Annotated in this window: 24 protein-coding genes; 14 read left to right on the plus strand and 10 right to left on the minus strand. The window is 69.3% G+C overall.

The window, feature by feature from the left end; genetic code table 11:
* Nucleotides 1–299 precede the first annotated feature (299 nt).
* Together FFS49_RS17375 and FFS49_RS17380 are read left to right on the plus strand one after the other, a co-directional pair.
* On the plus strand, nt 300–1379 hold the full coding sequence (locus FFS49_RS17375; protein WP_105817240.1) for an ornithine cyclodeaminase: 1080 nt from the start codon (nt 300–302) through the stop codon (nt 1377–1379).
* Between the two features lie 60 nt (nt 1380–1439).
* Complete coding sequence (locus FFS49_RS17380) at nt 1440–2444, plus strand: citrulline utilization hydrolase CtlX (protein WP_105817241.1); 1005 nt, start codon at nt 1440–1442, stop codon at nt 2442–2444.
* 89 nt (nt 2445–2533) lie between these two features.
* On the opposite strand, the gene FFS49_RS17385 is transcribed toward FFS49_RS17380, so the two are convergent.
* Genes FFS49_RS17385 through FFS49_RS17395 form a run of 3 tightly spaced genes read right to left on the minus strand, consistent with a single transcriptional unit; the run spans nt 2534 to nt 7715 of the window.
* On the minus strand, nt 2534–5278 hold the full coding sequence (locus FFS49_RS17385; RefSeq protein WP_105817242.1) for an Hsp70 family protein: 2745 nt from the start codon (nt 5276–5278) through the stop codon (nt 2534–2536).
* 5 nt (nt 5279–5283) lie between these two features.
* Nucleotides 5284–7125 (minus strand): Hsp70 family protein, encoded by a 1842-nt coding sequence (locus FFS49_RS17390; RefSeq protein WP_105817243.1) that lies wholly within the window; start codon nt 7123–7125, stop codon nt 5284–5286.
* Nucleotides 7122–7715: a DUF2760 domain-containing protein gene (locus FFS49_RS17395; RefSeq protein WP_137951013.1), complete on the minus strand. Its 594-nt coding sequence runs from the start codon at nt 7713–7715 to the stop codon at nt 7122–7124. The genes FFS49_RS17390 and FFS49_RS17395 overlap by 4 nt, the downstream gene beginning before the upstream one ends.
* A gap of 119 nt (nt 7716–7834) precedes the next feature.
* Here FFS49_RS17395 and FFS49_RS42385 point away from each other — a divergent pair, with 119 nt between their 5' ends.
* The 5 genes from FFS49_RS42385 to FFS49_RS17420 all read left to right on the plus strand — a co-directional run bounded on the left by FFS49_RS42385 (nt 7835) and on the right by FFS49_RS17420 (nt 12396).
* The gene (locus FFS49_RS42385) at nt 7835–8173 is read left to right on the plus strand and encodes a hypothetical protein (protein WP_137951014.1); all 339 of its coding nucleotides are present in this window, start codon (nt 7835–7837) and stop codon (nt 8171–8173) included.
* A 167-nt stretch (nt 8174–8340) separates the two neighbouring features.
* On the plus strand, nt 8341–9300 hold the full coding sequence (locus FFS49_RS17405; protein ID WP_105817246.1) for a LysR family transcriptional regulator: 960 nt from the start codon (nt 8341–8343) through the stop codon (nt 9298–9300).
* Nucleotides 9301–9439: 139 nt separating this feature from the next.
* Nucleotides 9440–10570 (plus strand): DSD1 family PLP-dependent enzyme, encoded by a 1131-nt coding sequence (locus tag FFS49_RS17410; protein ID WP_105817247.1) that lies wholly within the window; start codon nt 9440–9442, stop codon nt 10568–10570.
* A gap of 109 nt (nt 10571–10679) precedes the next feature.
* Nucleotides 10680–11651 carry an ornithine cyclodeaminase family protein gene (locus tag FFS49_RS17415; protein WP_105817248.1) on the plus strand — a complete coding sequence of 324 codons (972 nt, stop codon included), beginning with the start codon at nt 10680–10682 and terminating at the stop codon, nt 11649–11651.
* A gap of 22 nt (nt 11652–11673) precedes the next feature.
* Nucleotides 11674–12396 (plus strand): HAD-IA family hydrolase, encoded by a 723-nt coding sequence (locus FFS49_RS17420; protein ID WP_071333126.1) that lies wholly within the window; start codon nt 11674–11676, stop codon nt 12394–12396.
* Nucleotides 12397–12524: 128 nt separating this feature from the next.
* Here FFS49_RS17420 and FFS49_RS17425 read toward each other — a convergent pair whose 3' ends face one another.
* Both FFS49_RS17425 and FFS49_RS17430 read right to left on the minus strand, forming a co-directional pair.
* Nucleotides 12525–13142: a glutathione S-transferase family protein gene (locus FFS49_RS17425; protein ID WP_105817249.1), complete on the minus strand. Its 618-nt coding sequence runs from the start codon at nt 13140–13142 to the stop codon at nt 12525–12527.
* 88 nt (nt 13143–13230) lie between these two features.
* A complete protein-coding gene (locus FFS49_RS17430; RefSeq protein ID WP_105817250.1) occupies nt 13231–13599 on the minus strand; it encodes a hypothetical protein in 369 nt (122 codons plus the stop codon).
* A gap of 81 nt (nt 13600–13680) precedes the next feature.
* Between FFS49_RS17430 and FFS49_RS17435 the strand changes: the two genes are divergently transcribed.
* Nucleotides 13681–14148 (plus strand): MarR family transcriptional regulator, encoded by a 468-nt coding sequence (locus tag FFS49_RS17435; protein ID WP_039354476.1) that lies wholly within the window; start codon nt 13681–13683, stop codon nt 14146–14148.
* Between the two features lie 36 nt (nt 14149–14184).
* Here the strand turns inward: FFS49_RS17435 and FFS49_RS17440 are convergent, their stop codons facing one another.
* Nucleotides 14185–14778, minus strand: a complete 594-nt coding sequence (locus FFS49_RS17440) for a TetR/AcrR family transcriptional regulator (RefSeq protein WP_105817251.1) — start codon at nt 14776–14778, stop codon at nt 14185–14187.
* A gap of 118 nt (nt 14779–14896) precedes the next feature.
* Here FFS49_RS17440 and FFS49_RS17445 point away from each other — a divergent pair, with 118 nt between their 5' ends.
* From FFS49_RS17445 to FFS49_RS17460, 4 genes are all read left to right on the plus strand, one after another.
* On the plus strand, nt 14897–15943 hold the full coding sequence (locus FFS49_RS17445; protein WP_105817252.1) for a saccharopine dehydrogenase NADP-binding domain-containing protein: 1047 nt from the start codon (nt 14897–14899) through the stop codon (nt 15941–15943).
* On the plus strand, nt 15940–16701 hold the full coding sequence (locus tag FFS49_RS17450; RefSeq protein WP_105817253.1) for an isocitrate lyase/phosphoenolpyruvate mutase family protein: 762 nt from the start codon (nt 15940–15942) through the stop codon (nt 16699–16701). The genes FFS49_RS17445 and FFS49_RS17450 overlap by 4 nt, the downstream gene beginning before the upstream one ends.
* 133 nt (nt 16702–16834) lie before the next feature.
* Nucleotides 16835–17392: a carboxymuconolactone decarboxylase gene (locus FFS49_RS17455; protein ID WP_071333132.1), complete on the plus strand. Its 558-nt coding sequence runs from the start codon at nt 16835–16837 to the stop codon at nt 17390–17392.
* Nucleotides 17393–17440: 48 nt separating this feature from the next.
* Nucleotides 17441–18286, plus strand: coding sequence for a helix-turn-helix transcriptional regulator (locus tag FFS49_RS17460; protein ID WP_105817254.1), 846 nt, complete (start codon nt 17441–17443; stop codon nt 18284–18286).
* Between the two features lie 31 nt (nt 18287–18317).
* On the opposite strand, the gene FFS49_RS17465 is transcribed toward FFS49_RS17460, so the two are convergent.
* Nucleotides 18318–19529 (minus strand): MFS transporter, encoded by a 1212-nt coding sequence (locus FFS49_RS17465; protein WP_046549275.1) that lies wholly within the window; start codon nt 19527–19529, stop codon nt 18318–18320.
* 70 nt (nt 19530–19599) lie between these two features.
* Between FFS49_RS17465 and FFS49_RS17470 the strand changes: the two genes are divergently transcribed.
* Nucleotides 19600–20649 (plus strand): AraC family transcriptional regulator, encoded by a 1050-nt coding sequence (locus tag FFS49_RS17470; RefSeq protein WP_071333134.1) that lies wholly within the window; start codon nt 19600–19602, stop codon nt 20647–20649.
* 91 nt (nt 20650–20740) lie between these two features.
* Here FFS49_RS17470 and FFS49_RS42000 read toward each other — a convergent pair whose 3' ends face one another.
* Together FFS49_RS42000 and FFS49_RS17475 are read right to left on the minus strand one after the other, a co-directional pair.
* Nucleotides 20741–20908 (minus strand): hypothetical protein, encoded by a 168-nt coding sequence (locus tag FFS49_RS42000; protein WP_171026775.1) that lies wholly within the window; start codon nt 20906–20908, stop codon nt 20741–20743.
* 56 nt (nt 20909–20964) lie between these two features.
* On the minus strand, nt 20965–22824 hold the full coding sequence (locus FFS49_RS17475; protein ID WP_224756052.1) for a DUF3857 domain-containing protein: 1860 nt from the start codon (nt 22822–22824) through the stop codon (nt 20965–20967).
* A 260-nt stretch (nt 22825–23084) separates the two neighbouring features.
* Here FFS49_RS17475 and FFS49_RS42005 point away from each other — a divergent pair, with 260 nt between their 5' ends.
* The gene (locus FFS49_RS42005) at nt 23085–23243 is read left to right on the plus strand and encodes a hypothetical protein (protein WP_171026776.1); all 159 of its coding nucleotides are present in this window, start codon (nt 23085–23087) and stop codon (nt 23241–23243) included.
* 117 nt (nt 23244–23360) lie between these two features.
* On the opposite strand, the gene FFS49_RS17480 is transcribed toward FFS49_RS42005, so the two are convergent.
* Complete coding sequence (locus tag FFS49_RS17480) at nt 23361–25331, minus strand: APC family permease (protein ID WP_105817256.1); 1971 nt, start codon at nt 25329–25331, stop codon at nt 23361–23363.
* Nucleotides 25332–25588 lie beyond the last annotated feature (257 nt).

Here is a 25588-nt window from a genome sequence, read left to right on the forward strand (position 1 = left end):
CTTTGCATTCCAACGCGCGTAACCTGGTCAAATTGCCATAAATGGCCAGCAATTTGCCAAGTCTATCGATAAATCTGCCACTTTTGCCGCCTTTTTGTTGGCGCGACTCGCGGAAATAATGGTTCTATCGACCGGCGCGACAGGCCGCGCCGCCGCTTTCCAGGAAGCCGGGACGCGCGCCCGGGCATCGCCCGGTCGACCAGAACGCCAGGGACACCCGTACCGGCACTGAGAATTTGCAAAGCATGGGACCCGAGTAAGCGCTAAAGCGCTAACTCGGGTCGACAGGAGACAGACGCATGACCCGCTTCCTCGACGTTCCCGCCACCGCCAGACTGATCGCCCAAACCGGCGTCACGACGTTCCTCAGCGAGCTCGTCGACACGCTGCGCGCCGATTACCTGCAGTGGGCCGATTTCGACAAGTCGCCGCGCGTCGCGTGCCACTCGCGCAACGGCGTGATCGAACTGATGCCCGTCGCGAACGCGTCGCTGTTCGCGTTCAAGTACGTGAACGGCCACCCCGTCAACGCCACGCGCGGGATGCACACGGTGATGGCGTTCGGCGCGCTCGCCGAAGTCGATACCGGCTACCCGCTGCTGCTCGCCGAACTCACGCTGACCACCGCGTTGCGCACGGCCGCGACGTCGGTGCTCGCCGCGCAAGCCCTCGCCCGCCCCGATTCGCACACGATGGCGCTGATCGGCAACGGCGCGCAGAGCGAATTCCAGGCGATCGCGTTCCACACGCTGCTCGGCATTGACGCAATCCGCGTGTTCGACGTCGATCCGCACGCGACCGACAAGCTCGTGCAGAACCTCGCCGCGTACCCCACGTTGCGCGTGGTGCGCGCCGCGTCGACCGCCGACGCCGTGCGCGGCGCCGACATCGTGACGACCGTCACCGCCGACAAGGCGTACGCGACGATCGTCACGGCCGACATGATCGAACCCGGCATGCACCTGAACGCCGTGGGCGGCGATTGCCCGGGCAAGACCGAACTCGAGGCGGGCGTGCTGCAGGCAGGCCGCGTGTTCGTCGAATTCGAGCCGCAATCGCGCATCGAGGGCGAGATCCAGCAGATGCCGGCCGACTTCCCCGTCACCGAGCTGTGGCGCGTGCTGCAGGGCGAAACGACCGGCCGCGAACGCGCGGATGAAGTCACGGTGTTCGACTCGGTCGGCTTCGCGCTCGAGGATTACTCGGCGCTGCGCTACCTGTATGCGCTCGCGCAGCAGCACAACGCAGGCGTCGAGATCGCGCTGATTCCGCCGGCCGTCGACCCGAAGAACCTGTTCGCGCTGATCGACGACCCGGCCGCGATCGCGCAGGGTCATGTGGCGTACGCGACCGAAGCCGTCGCCGCGCTCGCACGCTGACCGTCATCCCCGGGCGGCCCGTGCGCCGCCCGGCCCCGTTGCCTTTCGCTCCTGCCTTCCATGAATCTCGTATCGATCCAGGCGCCGGCCGCCGTCGTGATGATCCGGCCGCACCGCTTCCTGCCGAACCCGCAGACCGCGGCCGACAACGCGTTCCAGCGCACGTCCGGCGCTGAAGGCGCGCACGGCGCGGCATCCGTGTCCGCGGCCGCGCGCGACGAAGTCACGGCCGCCACGCAGGCGCTCGCCGATGCAGGCGTGCGCGTGCACGTGTTCGACGACCACGGCGAGCGCGACACGCCCGATTCCGTGTTCCCGAACAACTGGTTCTCGACGCACCCGGGCGGCCACGTCGCGCTGTATCCGATGTTCAGCGCGAACCGGCGTCGCGAGCGGCGCGCCGACATCGTCGAGATGTTGAAGGCCGAATATCGCGTGCAGGACGTGATCGACTACTCGGGCCTCGAATACGACGACGTGTTCCTCGAAGGCACCGGCGCGATGGTGCTCGACCACGTCGCGCGGATCGCGTACACCGCGCGTTCGCGCCGTGCCGATCCGGTCGCGCTCGAACGCTTCTGCACGAACTTCAATTTCGAGCCGATCTGCTTCGATACGGCCGATGCCGACGGGCGGCCGATCTATCACACGAACGTGATGATGAGCGTCGCGACCGAGTTCGCGATGGTCGGCCTCGAACTCATTGCCAACAGCCGCCGTCGTGAAGAAATCGCGCAACGGCTCGCCGAAACGGGCCGCACCGTGATCGCGCTCGATGCATCGCAGATCGCGAATTTCGCGGGCAATACGCTGGAATTGTCGGGCGAGGAAGGGCGTGTGCTCGCGCTGTCACGGCGCGCGTACGACTGCCTCACGCCGGTGCAGCGCGCGACGATCGAGCGATCCGCACGGCTGCTGCCGCTCGACGTGCCGACGATCGAACTGGCCGGCGGCTCGGTGCGCTGCATGCTCGCGGGGATTCATCTCGCGCGGCGGGCGGCCGCGCGCGATGTATCGGAAATCGAATCGGTGGAACGGCAGCGCGAAGCGGTTTCGCCTGCCTGAAGGAAACGGCGGTCACGCCGCGCATTGACCGACACAACCGGATGCTTCGTCCTGCGAACGAGGCCGAAGCATCCGTTCCGTGACTTCCGTCACCCGGCGAGCAGCTTCAACCCGGCCGGCAGCGTTTCGCCGAACACGCGCACCGTGTCGGCTTCGTCGAACGCAATCGCCTCGCGCACCATGTCGATCCAAGCCGCCGATGCATTCGCGGCCGACAGGCGCTTGATCACGGCCTCGCGTGTGTCGTCCGGCAGGTCGCGCGAACGGTCTCCGGTCATCCGGGCAATCTGGGCAGCCGCGAACGCGGCCGGTTCGACCTGTTTCCAGTCGAGCGCGAACAGCGCATCGAGCCAGCCGTTGGCGACTTCGGCCGGCACGACACTGTGCGCGCTGCCGTAGAACGGCCGACGCGCGCCGATGCGCCCAAGCGCCCACGCACACAGTGCCCGCTCGCCCGGCTTCTGCAATTGCGCAATCAGCCGCTCGGCCAGCTCGACCTTGCGCTCGACGGGCAGTCGCTCGAGCGACGCGGAGAGCCGCGTCATATCCGCCGGCCCGACCTTGCCCGGATCAAACGGCAGCTTGCGCCGCTTGTCGTCGGTCGGTTCGAGGAATGCGATCGCGTCACGCACCTGCGTCTGCGCATCGTCGTCGAGGCCGCCGGCCACGCGCCGCCACAACGTCCACCACTCGGACCACACCTGAGCGTCGGTCACATACTGGATGCCGTCGTCGAACAGCGGCCACAGCTGCTCGATGCGCCATGCATCGAGCGGATGCCCGAACCCCGGGCGCAGACAATAGCCGGCGAGGTTCAGCCACGCACGTTCGTGATCGGCCGAGCGCCGGCGCCGCCGCGCGCGCGCGAGCAACGCATCGAACAATTCACGCGCGAGCGCGACGTCCCACTCCTCCCGAGCGCCGAGCACCTGTTCGAGCTGCGCGCGCAGCCGGCGCGTGTCTTTCGGCGTGACGCCGGCGGCCTTGCTGCCGAACGAGCGCTCGATCAGTTCGAGCGCCTGGTCGAGCCGCGGATGCCGCGCGGGCGCAGCGTCGTCGCCCTGCGCGGGCGCATCGCCGCGCAACTGGAATTCGAGCCGCCAGCGGCGCGACGCATCGTCGGTCGCGATGCAGTGCATTTCGAGCGTGCCGACCTCGGTCAGCGACGCGGTGAGCTTCACCGGCGTTTCGCGCGCGTCACCGCCTGCCTTCGCGTCGACGACCGTCGCGATCGGCGGCAGCCGCACGAAATCGCCGCTGTCGAGATCGACGAGATCGCCGGGCCGGTAGGCGGTGTCGGCCACCGTCGACACAAGGTGGAAACGCACCGGCTGCCCGAGCTGAAGCGCGAACGTGCGATCGTCGAGCCGGATCTCGTGGCCCTCCTCCGCGCCGCGCGGCAGCAGGCACACGCCGCGCGCGGCCGCGCCTTCGGCACCATCGTCGAGCACGAGGAAGTAGCTGCGCGCGGAACCGCCGCCGATACGCGGCGCATGCCCGGCGCGCGCGAGCCCGTAGGCCACCGCGCCGCGCGCGACCGCCACGTCGGGATGCGCGTTGTGCAGCACGTCGAGCGGCGCGCCGCGCCACGCGCCGAGCGTCTGCGCGAGACGGCCGGCGAGCGCGCCCGCGCGGAACACGCCACCGTTGAGCAGCAGCGTGTCGGGCAGCGGGCCTTCCGCATGCCGGCTCAGGAACGCGGCGATGTGCCGCGTGACGGCCGCGTCGCTCGCATAGGGCAGCCCGAATTCGACGATCGCGGCGCGCGCACGGCGCGGCAGTTCGCCGGCTTCGACCTGCGGAAAGAACCCGTCGACGACGATCTGCTCGACTTCCTGCCGCGTCAGCTCGGCAGAGCGCGCGCCGCCGACGAGCTTGCTGCCCGCGCCGAGCAGCGTGACGTTGACGGAGTCAGGCGCATCGTCGCCGAGCAGCCGCTCCTTCGCGGCCCGGCAACGCTCGACGAGCTGCGACAGGCTCGCGGCGGACAGCCGCGTGCCGGGCTCGGTCAGCCGCGACTCGACCAGGCGCGCGAGCGCGAGGTCCATGTTGTCGCCGCCGAGCATCAGGTGATTGCCGACGCCGACGCGCGTGAAAGTCGGCTCGCCGTCGTCGCCCGGCGCGACATCGACGAGCGTGAGGTCGGTCGTGCCGCCGCCGACGTCGCAGATCAGCACGCGGCGCGCGGCGGCGAACGACTCGCGCAGCGTGTCGCGCTGGCCGTACAGCCAGTCGTAGAACGCGGCCTGCGGCTCTTCCAGCAGCCGCAGTGCGGGCAGCTTCGCGCGCTTGGCAGCCTCGACCGTCAGCGCACGCGCGCCGTCGTCGAACGACGCGGGCACCGTCAGGATCACGTCCTGTTTCGCAAGCGGTGCATCGGGAAAGCGCGCGTCCCACGCGTCGCGCACATGCGCGAGATAGCTCGCGCTCGCGTCGACCGGCGACACCTTGTCGACACCGTCGGCCGCGCCCCACGGCAGGATCGCCGCGAGCCGGTCGACCGACGCGTGCGACAGCCAGCTCTTCGCGCTCGTCACGAGCCGGCCCGGCACCTGCGCGCCGAGCGTGCGCGCGTAGCGGCCGATCACGGCCGGCGTCGCACCGGCCGCGCTCGCTTTCGCATGGGCCGCCCACGGCAGCCGCAGCGTATCCGGCGGCAGCTCGCTCGCCGCCGGGTGATAGCGCACCGACGGCAGCAGCGGCTGCGCGGCCACCGCGCCGGGGCCGACCAGTTGCTCGACGTCGAACACGCGGATCGCGTCGGAACCGGCCTCGACGTAGGCGACGACCGTATTGCTGGTGCCGAGGTCGATCCCGACCGTATAGCGCTTCATCGCGCTCAGGCGGCGCCGCGCACGTCGAACTCGACCTTCCAGCGCTCGTTCGTGCCGCTCGGGATCGCCTCGAGTTCGAGCGTGCCGGCTTCGGTCACGCGCGCATGCAGCTTCACGGGCACGACTTCACCGACCGTGCGCCCTTCGGCGGGCAGCGTCGCCTGGATTTCCTCCAGTTCCTGCAACTCTTCCGGCGACCAGTAGTCGAGCAGCGTGCCGACCTGGTCCTGGCGGCGCACCGACGAACCGAAGAAGCGGAACTGCACCGGTTCGCCGACGACGAGGCCGAACTCCTGCGGCGGCAGCGCCGCGTCCGAGCCTTCCTCCATCCCGAACGGCGCGACGCACAGCGCCTGCACCGGCGGCTCCAGCCCCGGCACCGCGGGCATCGCCGATTCGATCGCGACGTAGTACGCACGCGCCGTGCCGCCGCGAATGCGCACGCCACGGCCGCGCTTCACGTAGCCGTAATAAGCCGCGCCGCGCGCGACCGCGAGATCGAGATCCGCGCCTTCGAGCAGGCGGGCGGCCGGCGCGCCTTCGGCGGCGAGCCAGCCGTTGAGCGTATCGAGCACGCGCTGCGTGAGCAGCGCCGACTTGAACACGCCGCCGTTGAACAGCACGGCCGTCGGATGCAGGAACGTCGCGCCCTGCGGCAGCGTGCGCTGCACGCCTTCGAGCGAGTCGAGCGCTGCGACCTGGCGGCCGAGGAACGCGGCGAGATGGCGCGTGATGCCCGCGTCCTGCGCATACGGCAGGCCGAGCTGCGTCAGGCCGACGCGCGCGCGGCTCACCGGGCGCGCGGCTGCATCGACTTGCGGGAAGAAGCCTTCGAGGATCGTCTGCGTGAGTTCGGCGCGCGTCAGCTCGGTGCGGATCGAGCCGCCGATCAGCTTCGAGCCGCGGCTCGGCACGACGAGCGGCACCGCGTCGGTCGTCGGGTCGGACAGCAGCGTTTCCTTCGCGGAACGGCATGCGTACGTGAGCGCGCGCAGTTGCCACGGATCGGCCTGCGTGCCCTGCTGCGCGAGCTTGCGCGCGACGATATGCGCGAGCGCGAGGTCCATGTTGTCGCCGCCGAGCAGGATGTGCTCGCCGACCGCCACGCGATGCAGTTCGAGATTGCCTTCACGCTCGACCACCGCGATCAGCGACAGGTCGGTCGTGCCGCCGCCCACGTCGACGCACAGGATCAGGTCGCCGACCTGCACCTGCTTGCGCCAGCCGCCCTGGCTCTTCTGGATCCAGCTGTACAGCGCTGCCTGCGGCTCTTCGAGCAGCGTCATCCGCGAGTAGCCGGCGGCGCGGGCGGCCTCGGCCGTCAGTTCGCGCGCGGCCGGGTCGAACGATGCAGGGATCGTGACCGTCACGTCCTGGTCGGCGAACGGCGCATCGGGATGCGTGTGGTCCCATGCTTCGCGCAGGTGCGTCAGGTAGCGGATCGAGCTTTCCAGCGGCGACACGCGCGACACTTCCGGCGGCGCATCGCTCGGCAGGATCGCCGCGCGGCGATCGACGCCCGGGTGGCACAGCCAGCTCTTCGCGCTCGACACGAGGCGGATCGGCGTGCCGGCGCCGCGCGTGCGGGCCATTTCGCCGACCGCGAAGGCGCGCGAGGCCGTCCACGGCAGCGTCAGGTCGCCCTGCGTGAGTTCGCTTTCATGCGGCAGGTAGAGGAACGACGGCAGCAGGTCGCGCGACTCCAGCGCGCCGGGCGCGGTGAGCTGCGCGATCGGCAGCACCTGCTGCGTGATGGTTTCGCCGTCGCTCGCGGCGCTGTCGACGTACGACAGCGCGCAATGGGTCGTCCCGAGATCGATACCGATCGAATAGCGCGGATCGCTCACAGTTCCACCTCCGCCGGTGCGACGACCGAGGCGTCGTGGCTGCCCGTCAGCTTCGGCAGGCGCACGTCGGCGACCCGCCAGCCGCGATGGCTGACGGTGCCCGTGAACGGCGCGGCGCCGACCACGTTGCCCGTCACGCGCACGGCCGTCGCGTCGAAACCGGCCGGCAGCGTCACGCGGCTGCCTTCGGCTTCGTCGCGCACCGGCACGATCGTGAAGTGTTCGCGCAGCGCGGCACGGCAGCCGTCGTGCACGAGGCGCGCGGCCGCGCCGATGTCGGCGTCCGCGTAGCCGGCGATGTCTTCCTCGACGAAGTCGATGAAGCGCGCATCGCGCTGCAGCAGGCCGAGCAGTTGCAGCGCGGCCTGCGGGCTCGCTTCGCGCAGCTCGGGCGCCGGCGCCTTCACGGGCGCGGCGGCAGGCGCCGGGGCCGGGGCCGGGGCCGCGGCGGGGGCCGGCGCGACCGGGGCCGGGGCGCCATCGCGCACGCGCAGCACGCCGGCCGCGAACTCGCGGTTGCCGAGCACGGAGAAGAACGTGCCGACGGCCAGCGACAGCCGGCCGAAGAAGGACAGGTTGGATTCGGGCATGGGGTCTGGACTCCTGTGGGCTCGCGACATGGCGAGCGTTTCTTGCCTGGGCGCCCGGCGGCGGCGTGCGGAGTGCGCACTGCCGCCGCCCGGCGCGTGATTCGGTCGCGCCCTCGCGGGTGCGGAAAACCCGTATTTTGCCCTGTGGCGGGCGAACCGGGCAGAAGTTGGGGGACAGACCATCGCGGCGCGACGGTTTCGGCCGCGTCGGCGCGCGCGAACTGCGGCCGTGCTGCGCTGCGTCAGCGCGGCTTGCGCAGCCGCGCCGCCTTCGCTTCGAACTCGCGCAACAGCATGCCGAGCATGGCCGCGGGCTCGTCAAACAGCGCGCTTTTGTCGACGTGATCGGCAACACCTCCCGTTCAAATCTCCGAATGCTCGCGCACGAAATATTTCAGCATGGGCAAGAAGAAATCGTGTCCACCGATCAGCGCGATTTCTTTTTCAATATGAGATAGAAATCACATTCATCGAGAACCTGCGGCTCGGCGAACGCTGGGGCGTCAGCGTACTGCATTGCCCGTACTGCCACGGGTATGAAGTGAGCGTCCAGCGACTCGGCGTGCTCGCCATGCATCCGCTGTCGGTGCCACGTCGATGGCTTCTCCGCGCGATGTGCGGTTTAATGCTCGGCACATCCAGCATTAAGAGACATGAAATGCTCGACCTCGACGACCTTCGACTCGTCCGCGCGATCGGCACGTCGCGCTCGCTGGCCTCGGCCGCGCGGCTGCTCGATCTCACGCCGCCCGCCGTCACGATTCGCCTGCAGCGGATGGAAGCGCGCTTGAACGCACGGCTCGCCGTGCGGCAGTCGAAAGGAATCGCGTTGACCGACGAAGGGCAGCGGCTGTACCAGGAAGCCGTCGACATCCTCGAGCGCGTGGAGGCGCTGCCGGTCAGCATTGCAGGCGACCACGGCGACGTGCAGGGCACGCTGCGCGTCGTCGCCCCGCTCGGCTTCGGCAGAAAGTACGTCGCCCGGATCGTGCGCGACCTGCAATGCGCGCATCCGAAACTGGAAATATCGCTCCATCTGTCGGAGAGCCCGTTGACCAGCGCGTCGGGCGCCGACGTGGTCGTTCACGTCGGCAGCCTCAAGTCGTCGTCGTGGATCGGGTATCCGCTCGCGCCCAACGAACGCTTCCTGTGCGCGAGCCCCGGCTACGCACGCCGCATCAAGGAACTGAACCATCCGTCCGACCTGGCCCGCTACGACTGCCTGTGCCTGCGCGAGAACGACGAGGACATCCCGCGCTGGCGCTTCTCGCAAGGCGGCGACGTCAAGGGCGAACCGCGCCGCGCCGCCGTGATCCGCGTGAGCGGCGCGCTGTCCTCGAACGACGGCACCGTCATCACGGAATGGGCGCTCGCCGGGCTCGGGATCGTCGAGCGCTCCGAGTGGGACGTCGCACCGCTGCTGGCGAACGGCAAGCTCGTGCGGTTGCTGCCCGACTGGCACCTGCCGCCCGCGCCGGTGACGGCGCTGCTGCCGTCGCGCACCGGCCGTTCGGCGCGGCAACGGGTGTTTCTCGAAGCCGCGACGCGGTTTCTCAGCCCGCCGCCGTGGCGCCACAACGCATGAGCGGCACTGTGCATCCACGCGCATCCCCGCGATCCAGTTGATTAAACAGCGTTTAATGCCGGATTAGCCACGCGTTAAACACGCCACCCATCGACGCCTCTACGATGCTCACATCGGCAACCTTCCGAGGCAACGCATCGTGGACCTTCACACTCTCAACACCCCGGCCGCCCTGATCGACGTCGGCCGCATGCAGCACAACATCGGCCGCATGCAGGCGCACCTGGACGCGCTCGGCGTCCGGTTCCGGCCGCACGTCAAGACCACCAAAAGCACGCAAGTCGTCGATGCCCAGATCGCGGCAGGCGCGCAGGGCATCACGGTGTCGACGCTCAAGGAAGCCGAACAGTTTTTCGCGCACGGTATCCGGGACATCGTCTACGCCGTCGGCATGGTGCCCTCGAAGCTGGGCCAGGCGCTCGCGCTGCGCCGGCAGGGTTGCGACCTGAAACTCGTCGCCGACAGCCTGCCGGCCGCGCACGCGATCGCCGAATTCGGGCGCGCGCACGGCGAGCGCTTCGAAGTGTGGATCGAGGTCGACGTCGACGGCCACCGCTCGGGGATTCCGCCCGACGCCGACCTGCTGATCGACGTGGGCCGCGCACTGGCCGACGGCGGGACGGTGCTCGGCGGGGTGCTCGCGCACGCGGGCTCCAGCTACGAATACAGCACGCCCGACGCGCTGGCGGCGATCGCCGAGCAGGAACGCAGCCGCACCGTGCGGGCGGCGGAGCGCCTTCGGGCGGCCGGCCTGCCCTGCCCGGTCGTGAGCATCGGTTCGACACCCACTGCCCTCGCGGCGGAACATCTCGAAGGCGTCACCGAAGTGCGCGCCGGCGTGTACGTGATGTTCGACCTCGTGATGCACAACATCGGCGTGTGCGACCTGTCCGACATCGCGCTGTCGGTGCTGACCACCGTCATCGGGCACCAGGAAGAGAAAGGCTGGGCGATCGTCGACGCAGGCTGGATGGCGATGAGCCGCGACCGCGGCACGCAGCGCCAGGCGCACGACTTCGGCTACGGGCAGGTTTGCACCGAACACGGCGACGTGCTCGGCGACTACCTGATGAGCGCCGCCAACCAGGAGCACGGGATCGTGTCGCGCGCGGGCACACCCGACGCCGGCATCGCGCAGCAGTTTCCGATCGGCACCCGCCTGCGCATCCTGCCGAATCACGCATGCGCCACCGGAGCGCAGCATCCCGAGTATCAGGCGATCGGCGAAGACGGCGGCGCGCAGACGTGGCCGCGCTTCTACGGGTGGTGAGCAAAACCGCGCCCCTGCGCCGCCCCGTCGATTCATTGACTATTTGTCCAAATCTGGACAAAATTTAAACCACCCCGATTTGCCTGGCGCCGAGCGCGCTTGCCTGAACATGCCGACAGACGACCGACTCCTGCTTCTCGACCGCGATGCCGTCGCGCCCGCCCTCCAGGCCGCGCAAGTGACCGCGGCCGTTCGCGAAGCCTTCGTGCTGCATAGCCAGCGGGCCGGACGCGTGTTCCCGGTGGTGCGCGAGAAACTGCACACCGGCGGCGTGTTCGGCATCAAGTCGGGCGATGTCGCGAATCAGGACCTGCTCGGTTTCAAGGCAGCCGGATTCTGGCCCGGCAACCGCGGGCTCGGCGGCGAACCGCATCAGGCCACCGTCGCGCTGTTCGACCCGGCCACGGGCCGGCCGCTGTGCATCATGGACGGCAATGCGATCACCACCGCGCGAACCGGTGCCGCCGGCGGACTCGGGCTGCAACTGCTCGCGCGTCGCGACAGCGCGCGAATCTGCTTGTTCGGCACCGGCGTGCAAGCGCGCGTCCAGCTCGACTACGCACTCGGGCTGCTGCCGCAACGGTGCACCGTGCAGTACGTGACCGTCAGCGGCGAGCCCGACCCGGTGTTCGAATCCGCCTTCCGGGAACGATGCACGATCGGCGTGGCGCGCGACCGGAACGACGCGGTGGCCAACAGCGACGTGGTCATCACGGCAACGCCCGGCGGCGGCCCGCTGTTCGATGCGGATGCGGTCAGGCCGGGCACCCACCTGACCTGCGTGGGCACCGATACCGCCGGCAAGCGCGAGCTGCCGGCAGGCGTGCTGGAGCGCGCGCGCATCGTCGTGGACGATCACGACCAGGCGCGCAGCATCGGCGAGTGCCAGTGGGCGCCGGATTTGCCACGCACGGAAATCGGTGACATCCTCGCGGGATCCGCGACGGTCGACCGCGCGCCGCGCGAGATCACCGTCTTCGACATGACCGGGCTCGCGCTGCAGGACCTGACCGTCGCACGCTTCCTGTATCGGCAGGCCCTCGAAAACGGCACCGGACTCTCCATTTCGTGGCCCTGGTAAACGAAATTCCCCGTCAACCTCCATGCGTCTCACCCAAGTTTCCGCGCTCTCGTTCGACCTGGACGACACCCTGTGGCCGTTCGGGCCTTCCGTCGTACGGGCCGAAGGGGAGCTGCGCACGTGGCTGATCGAGCACGCGCCCGGGACCGAGCACGTGCTGCCCACGCAGCAGGCGCTCAGCGACTTGCGTGAGGAATACGAACGATTGTGCCCCGACCTCGCCGGCGACTTCCGTGCGATGAGAATCGGCTCGATCCGGCTTGCGCTGGAGCGGGCGAACGAAGATGTCGCGCTCACCGACCGGGCGTACGCAGCCTTCTATGCCGCACGCAACCGGGTCGAATTCTATGACGATGCGCTGCCGGCGCTCGCGTGGTTGAGCGCGCGGTTTCCGTTGATCGCGGTGACCAACGGCAACGCGGATCTGCGGCTGACCGGCGGCGGCGAATTCTTTCGTGCGACGCTCAGCGCGCAGGCGTTCGGCGTCGCGAAGCCGGAGCCCGGCATCTTCCATGCGGCGGCGCAGGCGCTCGACGTGCAGCCGGCGGAACTGCTGCATGTCGGCGACGATTACCACCTCGATATCGTCGGCGCATTGAATGCGGGGCTTCAGGCGGCGTGGGTGGTGCGCGATACGCATCCGGAAGCGGAGCGCGTGCAGCAGCAGGCCGCGACACCGCACGTCACGCTCAGCGACCTGTCGATGCTGTGCCGCATGCTCGGCGGGCCTGACGACGTGGCGTGAGCACTTGCGTGCGCCGCGCTCGCGACGCACGCTTCACCATCCTGAAGCGCGGCGCGACTGCCGCTCGCCGAGCGCACACGCGTAACGGTCGGCCATGCCGATGCAACGCATGACCGGCCGCCGCCCGTTCACGCCGCCTTGCGCGCGTCCGCGATCCGCTGCGGCGCCTTCGGCCGCGCATACAGCCGTTCAAGATACGCACGCAACTGCGGAAACGATTCGATCAGGTTGCACTCGCCGGCCCAGTCGATCAGGTAAGCCGTCACGCAATCGGCCACCGTCAGCGTGTCGCCGACGATGAACTCGCGGCCTTCGAGATGCTTGTCGAGGATCGCGGCCATCGTCCTGAAATCCTCGCGCGCGAGCTCGATATCGGCCGGCGAGCGCTTCTCCGGCGGATAGATGAACGCGTGCCGCGTGATCCGCCACAGCGGCTGCTCGAGCTCCGTCACCGCGAACATGACCCACCGGTAAGCCTGCGCCCGCAGCGCCGGATCGACCGGCAGCAGCGCCTTCTGCGGGTACTTGTCCGCGAGATACAGCACGATCGCGGCCGACTCGGGAATCACGAGATCGCCGTCCACCAGCACGGGCACCTTGCCGGCCGGATTGAGGCGCAGGAATTCGGGCCGCTTGTGTTCGCCCTGGAGCAGGTTCACCGAGATGAACTCGAAATCGGCATCCAGTTCCTTCAGCCCCCACAGCGCGCGTTGCGAGCGGGTGCCGGCAAATCCGTAAAGCTTCATCGCCAGTCTCCATCCAGAATGTCGGGAAAGCTTCCGCCTGCAGGCCACGGCGCATCGCCGATACACGACGCGTGGCCGCGCCCGTCGCTCACGCGCCGGGAATCGCCAGCACCGGCATCACGTCGACCGCCACCCCCGGGAACAGCGTGAAATGCGGATGGCCTTCGAACAGCGCGGCCGCGGCTTCATGCGAGGCTGCCCGCACAACGGTGAAGCCGCTCATCGCGTTCGCCGTGTCCTTGATGCCGGCGGCATCGACGGTCTTCGTCTTGCCGAGCGGCCCGCCCATCTCGACGATCGCGTCGCGATGCCGGTCGACCCACGCATGCCATGCGGCGATGCCGTCGCGCTCGCGCGTGCGCCGTTCCTCGTCCGGCAGCGCGATCCACGCTTTCATGGCCGGGCTATCCTTGGTCCCGAGAAATACCGCGAGATACAACTGCTGTTGAGCACTCATGCTGTCTCCTCCGGTGACGGGCGCGACGGGCTGCCGCGCCTCGACCTTGACAAGATAGGTTGATATCAACACAATTGCAACATGGCACGAAAAGAAAAGCTCCCTTTCGAAACGACGCTGATGGTGCGCGATTGCTGCCTGTGCCTGCACATGCAGCGCGCGGCGCGTAACCTTGCGCGGATCTTCGACGATGTGCTGCGCCCGCTGGATCTCACCAACGGCCAGTTTTCGCTGCTGATGTCGCTGAACCGGCCCCGGCCGGCGCCGATGAAATCGGTCGCGTCGCTGCTCGCGATGGACCGCACCACGCTCACGGCCGCGCTCAAGCCGCTCGAGCGGCGCGGCCTGGTCACGATCGTCCAGGATCCGGACGACCGGCGCAGCCGCCTGCTCGAACTGACGCAGGCCGGCCACGACCTGCTGGCCGAAGCGTTTCCGCTGTGGCAACAGACGCATGCCGAGATCGAACGGCCGTTCGCGCCGGGCGAAGTCGATCAGTTGCGCGGCCAGTTGCGCGCGCTGTCGGTCGATCCGGCCGCCCGCGATTGAACCGGGCCGGCGCGCGGATCGCTGCGGCCAGGCGGCTTACTTCCGGCCCTTCTTCGGCAACAGCAGTTGCGCGAATTCCTGCAGGAAGGCCACGGGCCCATGCGCATGCAGCGCCTGCCCGCTGCTCAGCGCGCCGTCGATCACGGTCGCGAGCCGCAATGCGAAGGTTTCCGGCTCGTCGACGCCGATCGCCCCCGCCAGCTCGGCCAGCCGGCGCCGGAGTTCCTGCTTGTGCGCGACGGCCACCTTGCGGGCCGGATGGTTGCCGTCCGCGTATTCGGCGGCGATGTTGATCTGCGGGCAGCCGCGATAGCCGGGGCGCGCAATGCGCTCGCCGATCCATTGCAGCTGCGCATCCAGTTCCTCGCGCGGCGTGCGCCGGTACTGCGCGGCCACCGCATCCCAATGCGCCCAGAAATCGGCGTCCTCGCGCAGCAGGAACGCTTCGATCAGGTCGTCCTTCGTCGCGAAGTGACGATAGAGGCTCGTCTTCGCCACGCCGGCCTGCGCGACGATCAGGTCCACGCCGACCGCGCGCGTACCCTCCCGATAGAACAGCTCGGCGGCCGTTTGCAGAATGCGTTCGCGCGTATCGGGCGCGCTCCCTGGTGACCCTGTTTCCTTTTTCATCCCGACCCGGCCTTGCCGGCCGCCCACTCCCGCAACAGTGAAGCGATCATAGCACCGCGTGCTTGACGACGCTACAGGTCTGTACTATAAAACAGACCGTTCTGTAGCGGAGTGGATCATGGGTGATCGAATGACGGTTGCAGTCTATGGCGCCACGGGCCACACCGGGCGGTTCGTCGTCGCGGAGCTGGCGCGGCGGGGCCTGCAGGCGATCCGCATCGGGCGCGATGCCGCGCGGCTCGCGAAGACCGGCGGCGACGCGACGCTCGCGCGCGTCGCCGCGATCGACGATTCAGCCGCGCTCGACGCCGCGTTGCGCGGCGCGGCGGCGGTGATCAACTGCGCAGGCCCGTACCTCGATACCGCGTTGCTGCTGGCCGATGCCGCGCTGCGGGCCGGCATCCCCTATCTCGACCTGACGGCCGAGCAACCGTCGGTGCTGGCGCTGGCCGAACACTGCGATGCGCGGGCGCGCGCCGCGGGCGCGACGCTCGTGCCGGCCGCGGCGTTCTACGGCGGCCTGGCAGACCTGCTCGTCACGGCCGTCGTCGACCCGAACCGGCCGATCGAGCGCGTCGATATCGCGACCGGGCTCGACAGCTGGCACCCGACGCACGGCACGCGCGTGACGGGCGAACGCAATCGCGCGGTGCGGCTCGTGCAGAAGGACGGCAAGCCGGCACCGGTGCCGTCGCCCGCACGCGAACGCGCATGGCCGTTTCCGCCGCCGATCGGCCGCGTCGGCGTGACGCTGCTGCCGTTTTCGGAAGTGATGACATTGTCGCGTCACCTGCGCATCGATACGATCGAATCGTGGCTCGCCACCGTCGCGCTGCGTGACGTGCGCGATGCCGCCACGCCGCCGCCCGAGCCGACCGACGAAATGGGCCGCTCGGCGCAGCAGTTCGCGATGGACGCGATCGTCGTGCAGGGCGGCACGACGCACCGCGCGACGGCGCTCGGGCGCGACATCTACGCGGTCAGCGCACCGATCATCGTCGAGGCAGCCGTACGCCTGATATCCGGCCACACCGTGGCGTCGGGCGGTGTGCGCAGTCTCGGCGAGCTGTTCGATGCGCGCGATTTTCTCGCGGCGCTCGATACGGTGGCAGTATCGTTCGACACGACAACCGATCCGGTTTTCCACAAGGAGACGCAAACATGAGCAGCAATGAGAAAGGCGCGTATTTCCGTTCGCTTCACCGCGCGGGCCACCCGCTGGCGCTGTTCAACGTGTGGGACGCCGGCAGCGCGCGCACGGCGGCCGACGCGGGCGCCGTCGCACTGGCGACCGGCAGCTGGTCGGTCGCGGCGGCCAACGGCTTCGGCGATGGCGAGCAGATGCCGCGCGCGCTGATGATGGAGGTGCTCGAGCGGATCACGCGCGCGACGGACCTCCCCGTTACCGTCGATCTCGAAAGCGGGTACGGCGAGCGGCCGGAAGACGTCGCCGAAACGATCGCGCTCAGCATCAAGGCCGGCGCGATCGGCTGCAATCTCGAAGACAGCTTCCCGGCGACCGGTGAATTGCGTGACGTCGACACAGCGGCGGCCCGTCTCGCGGCAGCACGGCAGGCCGCCGATCGCGCGGGCGCCGACTACTTCATCAACGCGCGTACCGACGTGTTCTTCAACGCGCCGGCCGACACGCACGACGAGCGCCTGCTCGACGCCACGCTGGCCCGCGCACGCGCGTATGCCGCGGCCGGTGCCGACGGGCTGTTCGTGCCGGGGCTGAGCTCGCCGGCACTCATTCGCGCGTTGACAGCCGCGTCGCCGCTGCCGGTGAACGTGATGCGCGTCACGGAGACGCCGACGCTCGCCGACTTCGCGGAATACGGCGTGGCCCGCATCAGCCACGGGCCGTATCCGTACCTGCAGGCGATGAAGACGCTGGCGGAGATGGTCAGGCAAGGCGGCTGAGAGGTTTGCAAGGCGGACGGCGTCACGCGCGCACCGGACGATTACATCCCATGTAATTGGCGCACGACACGGCCGCTCCTACGCTTCGGGTGTCGCGCCGCCATTCCGGCGGCGCTCATCCCCCGGAGACATCATGTCCGCCTATCCGCTTCATACGATCGACTCGGCGCCGGCCGCATCCCGGCCCGTCCTCCAGCAGCTCCAGCAAACCTTCGGCATCGTCCCGAACATCGCAGCGGCCATGGCCGCTTCCCCGGTGCTGATCAACGGCTTCATCGGCCTGTTCGAGCGCGTGCACGCCAGCAGCCTCACCGAGCCGCAGATCCAGACGCTCCTGCTCACCAACGCGGTCACGAACGCGAGCGAATGGCCGGTCGCCTTCCATACCGCGCTTGCGCTGAAACAGGGTGTGACCCACGCCGACGTCGACGCGATCCGCCGCGGCGCCCTGCCCGGCGACGCGACACTGGCCGCGCTGTCGGCCACGGCACGCAAGCTGATCGACACCCGCGGCCGCCTCACCGACGCCGACCGGCAGTCGTTCCTCGACGCCGGCTTCAGCGACGAACAGTTGCTGGAAGTGATCGCGGTGGTCGCCGCATCGACGATCACGAACTACGTCGGCAGCGTGACGAAGCCCGCGCTCGAAGCGCCGTTCGACGCCTTCGCGTGGCATGCGAACGCCGCGTGAGTCCGATATAGTCGATCGCGTCCTTCACGGAACGCCCTGGGAGGCACGATGAACGCCAGCCGCCGCGAACCGCACGCGCCGCCGCACGAACTCGGCCAGTTGCTGCGCTACTGGCGCGACGTGCGCGGCGTGAGCCAGCTCGACCTGTCGCTCGACGCGGGTATCTCGCAGCGCCAGATCAGCTTCATCGAAAGCGGACGCAGCGTGCCGGGCCGCGACACGCTGCTGACGCTCGCGCAAACGCTGGACGTGCCGCTGCGCGAGCGCAACGCGCTGCTGCTCGCGGCCGGCTATGCGCCGGTGTATTCGGAAGCGCCATGGGATGCGCAGGAGATGCAGGGCGTGATCGGCGCGCTCGAACGGGTCGTGCGCCAGCACGATCCGTTTCCGGCGATCGTGATGGATCGCCACTGGAACGTGCTGATGACCAACGACGCGGCGCCGCGCTTCTTCAGCTGCTTCATCGACATGGCCGCGCGCGACGGCCCGCGCAACCTGCTGCGCCTGATGTTCGATCCGCACGGCATGCGGCCGTTCGTGGCCGACTGGGAGACGGTGTCGCGCAGCCTGCTGCAACGCGTGCATCGCGAAGCGGTCGGCCGCGTGATCGATGACGACACCCGGCAGTTGCTCGACGACCTGCTCGCGAACCCCGATGCGCCGCGCGACTGGAAAACGCCGCCGGTGCCGGCCGCCGCCCCGTCGCTGCCGGTCATTCCGATCGGCTTCGTGCACGAAGGTATCGTGCTGCGTTACTTCTCGCTGGTCACGACGGTGGGGACGCCGCAAAGCGCCGCCGCGCAGGAGTTGCGCGTGGAATGCATGTTCCCCGCCGACGATGCGACCGAAATGCGCCACCGGCAGTTGCTCGACACGCACGCACCGGTGCGCTGAGCGGCGGGCCGGGCGGCCCGCCGGTACTACGTCATTCCGCCAGCGCGGACACCACGCCGACGCGCTTCGGCACGCCGGTCACGATCGTCGCGACCGCAACGGCCAGCACGACGGCTGCCGCGACGAAGACGCCGGCTGCCCCGTTCGCGTCGAACACGACGCCGCCAGCTGCCGCGCCCGTCGCGATTGCAAGCTGGATCGCCGCGACGATCAGCCCGCCCGCGCTCTCGGCCTCATCGGGCACGGTGCGCGTGACCCACGTCGACCACGCGACGGGCACGCCGCCGAACGCCATCCCCCACAACGCGACGAGTACCGCGTCGATCATCGGCGCGCGGCCCAGCGCGACGAGCGCGACGCCGAGCACGACCATCAGCGCGGGCATCCCGATCAGCATCGGCCGCAACCGGTGTTCGAGCACACGGCCGGCGAGCGACGTGCCGACGAAGTTCGCGATGCCGTAGCCGAGCAGGATCGCCGACAGCCCGTTCACGCCGACGCCCGCGACCTGTTCGAGGAACGGCCGCAGGTACGTGAAGAACGCGAAGTGCCCGGTGAACACGAGGATCGTCGCGAACATGCCGAGGCCGACGGTCGGCCGGCGCAGCACGTCGATCAGCGTGCGCAGCCGCGTCGTGCCGCTCGGCGGCATCGACGGCAGCGTGAGGATCTGCGACACGAACGCGATGCCGCCGAGCGCGGCCGCGATCAGGAACACGTTGCGCCAGCCGATCAGGTGACCGAAGTAGCTGCCCATCGGCGCGGACGCGATCGTCGCGACCGCCACGCCGCTGAAGATGATCGACAGCGCACGCGGCACCATCGCGGTCGGCACGAGCCGCATCGCGGTGGCCGTCGCCATCGTCCAGAAGCCGCCGAGCGCGATGCCGAGCACGACGCGGCCGATCAGCAGCATTGCCAGGTTCGGCGCGAACGCGACCGCCAGGTTCGACGCAACGAGCAGCACCGAGAACACGAGCAGCACGCGCCGCCGGTCGATCGTGCGCGTCAGCGCCGAGATCAGCAGGCTCGTGACCAGCGCGACCGTCGCGGTGGCCGTGACGGCCTGCCCGGCCACGCCTTCGGTCACGCCGAGGCTGTCGGCCATCGGCGTCAGCAGGCTGGCCGGCAGGAATTCGGCCGTGACGAGCCCGAACACGCCGAGCGTCATCGCGAATACCGCGCCCCAGGCCGGTTCGCGGGGGGCCGCCGTCGAGGCGGCCGTGGAGGTTCCGGGATTCATGCGTGGTTCCGTGTCGGTTAGGGAAAGTACTGATGAGGGCGTATCGTAAGGAACCACGTCAGGACGGTCTATGACATACAATCCGTTCTTGTTGATCGTTCGTCCGAATCTCGATATGTCCGAGCCCCTGCTTCCGCCCATCCCCGATGTGCACGACCTCGTCAGCGAGCTGCTGCTGGGCATGCGCCTGAGCGGCGTCCAGTACCGCCGCATCCAGGTCGCGCGGCCGTTCGGGCTGAATTTCGGCCACGGGACGGGCCGCGCGCAGTTCCATTTCGTCGGGCGCGGGCCCGTGCTGCTGCGCGACGCGTCGGGCGCCACGATGCGGCTCGAAGCCGGCGACGCGATCCTGCTGCCGCGCGGCGGCATGCACGCGCTGCTGTCGGACCCCGATGCACCGTGCCGCGAGATCAACGGCTTCGAGGTCGCGAAGATCTGCGATACGGTCGCGTCGGTGGCGTCGGCCGGCGTGTCGCCCGCCCGTTGCGCGACGGCCGAGCCGGGCGCCGGCGATGCGCTGATCTTCAGCGCGTGCATGGAGCTCGATCTCGGCGGCATGCAGCCGCTCGTCGGCACGATGCCCGAGTTCATGCACGTCGGCACGCTGCTCGCGCGCTACCCGGAAATCCGCCCGATGCTCGACGCGATGGAGCGCGAAGCGTGCTCGGCGCGCGCGGGTTTCGCGGGCATCCTCGCGCGGCTGGCGGACGTGGTCGCGGCGTTCATCGTGCGCGGCTGGGTCGAGTGCGGATGCGGCGATGCGACGGGCTGGGTGCAGGCGCTGCGCGAGCCGAAGCTCGGCCGCGCGATCGTCGCGCTGCATCGCGACCCGGGCCGCAACTGGAGCGTGGCGGAACTCGCGACCGAAGCGGGCGTGTCGCGTTCGGTGTTCGCCGAACGCTTTCTCGCGGCTACCGGGATGACGCCGGTGCGCTACCTGACCGAGCTGCGGATGCGGCTCGCCGCGCAATGGATCACGCGCGACCACGAGACGATCGAGGCCGTCGCGTACCGGCTCGGCTACGGCTCGCTCGCCGCGTTCAGCCGCGCGTTCAAGCGCGTGGTGGGCAAGCCGCCGGGCGCCGTGCGCGCGGACGGCGACGTGCGGGTCGAAGCGTAATGCGTGACGTGGCGCGCGTCACGCTTCACGCGTGATGCCGGCCGCGGCCGCCACGCGTCGCCCCGATTGCCGTCACGCGTGACGGCAGCGCTCAGTCGCTGCGCGCGTCCAGCCTGTCGACCAGCGCCGTCGCGCACTGCACGGCAAGCGCCGCGCACTGCTCAGCATCGACGACCGCGCCGCTCGTCACGGTGCCTTGCACGATCCGGCCCAGCAATTCCTTCGAGAGATCGGCGATCTCGTGATCCCGTTCCGTCATGATGTCCCTCCTGCGCGTCGAGCGATCGCCTCGATGCGCTCACGTTCCCTGCCCGTTCAACGCCCTTTCGCCCGCACGACGATCTGCGCCTGGGTGTCGCGTTCGATGCGTTCGAGCGACGCGCGCAGCGCCGTGAATTCGTCCGCCGAACACACCTGACGGCCGAAATCCGCGGTCATTCGCCGCGTGACCTGCACGACGCGCGCGGCCGCGTCGAATACGTAATGCGACGTGAAGTCGACGAAGCGGTCGTGCACGGTCGTATCGGCCGGCAGGTCGGTCACCGCGACGTCCGCCGGCAGCGCGATCTGGCCGGTCTCGTCGAACGTGCCGCCGATGCAGCCCCACGGCTGCGTGCGCACGGGCTCGGCGAGCCAGTTCTCGACCTGCGTCGCGATGCCGCCCGTCAGGCTCGACAGCGCGGGCACCGCGGTCGTGCCGTCAGGCCACACGAAATGATCGAGCGTGCCCGACATCGTCACGTCGAACGGTCCGTCGGTCACGCGCCGGTCGCTGGTCGACAGTTGCGCGCGGCCGCGCAGGCTGCTTTGCCGCAGCCGGTTGTTCGCGAGCTGGGCGACGGAGTCGGGCGTCGCGCGGCGAAACAGGTTGCGCTCGAGCTCGGCCGTCCAGCCCTCGTCCTCGACGTACGCATGAAAACGCGTCGTGCCCGCCCCGGCCGCATCGATCTCGACCCGCGCAAGGCGGCCGCGCGGCTGCGTGGCCGGCGTGCGCGACAGCACGCCGGTGTCGACCAGCAGCGCGGGACGGTCCATCACGATCGGCGGCAGATAGCCGAATGCGATGCCGGCCGTCGTCGTGTCCGCATAACGCGCGAGATCGGGCAGCCACGTGATCGCGTGGTTGATCGCGCCGCCGCCGTAGCCGGGCACCGACGGCAGCGTGTAGACGGACCCGAGATTGAGCAGCACCGGCTCGCTGCGGATGCCGACCGCCGCGAGCAGCGCGCCGAACAGCGCGACATGATCCTTGCAGTCGCCGTAGCGGTTGCGCAGGATGTCCGTCACGCGATGCGGCGCGGCGGCCGTTTCGCCGAGAAACAGCCCGACGTAGCGGATGTTCGCCTGCACCCAGTCGTACAGGATGCGCGCCTTGTCGCGCGGATCGGCGGCGCCCGCCGTGAGCGCGCGCGCCAGCTGTGTAACGGCCGGATCGTCGGCGCCCGGATCGACGGCCGCGTTGCGATAGCGCGCGGCGAACGCCGCGTAGTCGGGCAGCGTCGACACGACGAGCCGGTCGCCGTAGGTCGCGTAGCCGACCGCGCCGCTTTCGATGCGGTCGTACGGGCCGTGCCGGTATTCGAATTCGTAGCGCGTGCGGCCGTTCGCAGTGACCGGCGGCAGCGCGACGTAGCCGCGCGCATCCGCGTACAGCGGCATGTCGGCCGGCACGTCGAAGATCAGCCGCTGGCTGTCGACCGGCTCCCGCGACGGCTCCACGGTATAGCCGAAGTAGCCGCGGTTGACCGGCTTCGTGCGGGTCTTGCGGAACGCCACGCGCGTGCTCGATCCGGCTTCGACGCCGGGAAACACGACCGTGCGCAGCAGCCCGTCCTGGAACGTCGGCGCGCCGGCCGAGCGCGGTTCCTGCACGTCGCGGATACCGTCCGCGCCGACCGGATGCGCGACCCCGTCGCGGTCGATCGTCTCGGCCGCGAGCAGCTCCACCCTTTCGAGATTCCTGTCGAACCACACATAGCGCTGCGCGATGGCATCGATGCCGTTCGCGTCGTTCGCGCGCAGCGTCGAATCGTCGTGCTCGTCGAGCGAGCCGTCGTGCTGGATCACGAATTCGTGGACGTCGCTGACGACCGTGACGGGCGCGCCGCCGCCCGTGTCGACGGCAACGTCCGCGCGCTGCGATGCGCCGGGCGGTGCGGCATGCGCGTCCGGCAGGCCGAGCGCGAGCGCGCCGGCAAGCGTCCAGACGAACACTCGGGGATAAAAGGGCACCACATCGCACCTCGTCGCGCCATGCGCGTGAAAACGCGGCCGCGCAACCCGGACCGGCGCGGCACGCACGCGTGCCGGCCAGTTTGTGCGCCCCGTGCGCGAGCGTCAAGCGACGGTCCGCGTGGCGGCTTCTACAATGAAAACGTCTTCACGGGCGACGGCTGGCGTGCGACGCAGCGGCCGCCCATGCGGCCGGAGGCGATATGGCAAACGGAATCGTGCAACTCGTCATGCTGCTGGCGTTCGCTGCGCTGCTGGGGCTGTTCTTCTACGCGCGGCGGCGGCGCGAGCGGCTGCGGGCAACGTATCGCCACGCGCACCTGCGGCGACCGCATCGCGCGCGCAAGCGCGACCATCCGTGACGGCCCGGCCGACGGTCGCCGGCACGATGGGCTCGCCCGTGTCAGCGCGTCATTTGCAGTCGCCCGTGCGCTTGCCGCGATCGTTTTCATCAGCCGGGTGAGCCGTTTCGTCCGCCGCTAGCCGACGTTCATCGGCAGCAGCACCATCTGCTTGCCCTCGACGTGCAGCCGCGCCTGCAGCTCGACGGGCGTCTGGTTGTGCAGCCAGGCCGTGAGGAAATTCACGCGCCGGAAGATCAGCTTGCTCGCGAAGCACACGGCGTTCGGGTATTCGTCGAGCGTCGACGAAGCAAGGTTCATGAATTCGACGACGGGATTCGTGCCGAACGCGATCCGGTAATCGGCCGCGATGCCGTTGCGGCGGCAGTGCGCGACATAGTAGTCGAGCGATTCGGTGATCGCGTGGCGCAGCCGTTCGAGATGCTCGTGACCGTCGTACGCCTTCGCGTCGACTTCGCCGACCGCGAGGAAGATCACGTTGCGAAAGTGCCCGGGAAACAGCCGGTTGACCCACAGCAGCGCGTGCATGCTCGCGCCGCGATGCTTGCCGACCAGCAGCACGGCCGTCGGCTGCGACGGGTCGGGCTTGCCCGGCGCGCTCGCCTCGTCGACTTCGGGCGCCTTCCCCGAGAACAGCGCGTCTTCCTTCGCGAGCTGCGCACGCGTATAGGCGTAGTGCCGGTTGATCATGAAGCACAGCGCGATCACCGCGCTCGTCACGAGCACCGTGAGCCAGCCGCCCGCCGTGAACTTCTCGATCAGCGTGATGACGAGCACGGTCGCCGTCACGCTCAGCCCGAGCGCCGACAGGAAGAAGTGCTTGGCCCAGCCCTGCTGGCTGCGATGACGCCACCAGTACGTGCACAGCCCGAGCAGCGACAGGCTGAACGTGAGGAACACGTTGATGCTGTACAGCACGACGAGCACGTCGACGCTGCCGTGCGTCCACAGGAGAATCAGCAGGCTCGACAGCCCGACGACGATGATGCCGTTCTGCCGCACGAGGCGCCCCGACAGGTCGCGGAAATGGCGCGGCACCCATGAATCGGACGCCATGTTCGACAGCACGGCCGGGCCGTCGAGAAAGCCCGTCTGCGCGCCGACCATCAGCAGCCCGGCCTCGAACGCGAGCACGGCCGCGAGCAATGCGTGGCGCGCGAATGCCGAGCCGAGCCCGAGATGATCGATCACGCTGCCGAACACCACCGCGTTGAGCGTCTGGCCTTCGACGGGCCGCGCATGCCACAGCATGTACAGCAGGATGATGCCGCCGGCCGTGAACGCGAGCGACGTCGACATGTACCACATCGTCACCTTGCCGTTCGGCACGCGCGGGTCGGCGAGCATGTTCACGTTGTTCGACACGGCCTCGAGGCCCGTGTAGGTGCCGCCGCCGAGCGAGAACGCGCGCATCAGCAGCGCGAGCAGCACGAACAGGCCGAGCGACTGCGACATGCCGTGCGCTTCGTGCACGGCGTCGGGCACCACCATCGCGAAGCTGCTGCCGTGCACGGCGACGCCATACACGATCAGCGCGAAATGCAGGACCACGAAGCCGATGAAGATCGGCAGCAGCACCATGATCGATTCGCGCATCCCGCGGAAATTGAGCCCCGTCATCAGCAGGATCAGCACGATCTCGGTCGTGAGCTTGAACGCCTGCGCGCTCACCGGCAGCAGGCTGAAGAACGCATCGACGCCGCTCGCGAGCGACGTCGCGACGGTCAGCACGTAGTCGACCAGCAGCGCGGCGCCGGATACCAGCCCCGGCTTCGAGCCGAGCAGCGACGTCGCGACGCGATACCCGCCGCCGCCCGTCGGGAACAGCTCGATCACCTGGTTGTAGCCGAGCGCGATGATGAACACGGTCGCCGCCGTCGCGAGTGCGAGGAACAGCGCGAGCGCGTGGTGCTGGCCGAGCGCGAGAAACGCCTCCTCCGGCCCGTAGCACGACGACGACAGCCCGTCGGCGCCGAGCCCGACCCAGGCAAGCAGCGGCGTCACGGCAATCGCATGCCGCGTGCGCGGATCGAGCGGGTCGAGCGGCTTTCCGACGAGCAACTGCCACACTTTCTGGAACGTGGTCATGGTCCCCTCCCGGCACGCCCGGTGACACGCGCTGCGTGATCCTTTAAAGCTAATCGACGCATGGGCGCAGCGCCAGTCCGCATCTTCCATAGGGGCCGCACGGCGGCCCGGCAGCGCTTTCAGCATGTAAGCGGACGACGCTGCCGGCCACGCGCCGGATCGGCCGTTTACACGCATTCGCGCAACACGGCGAACCTGCCCGGCTACCTTTCCGGCCGCCGTCACACGCGTGGCGGCCCCGTCCGACGCGCCGCCCA

The organism is Burkholderia sp. 4NA327C6 (assembly GCF_005502655.1).
Classification (GTDB): Bacteria; Pseudomonadota; Gammaproteobacteria; order Burkholderiales; family Burkholderiaceae; genus Burkholderia; species Burkholderia contaminans.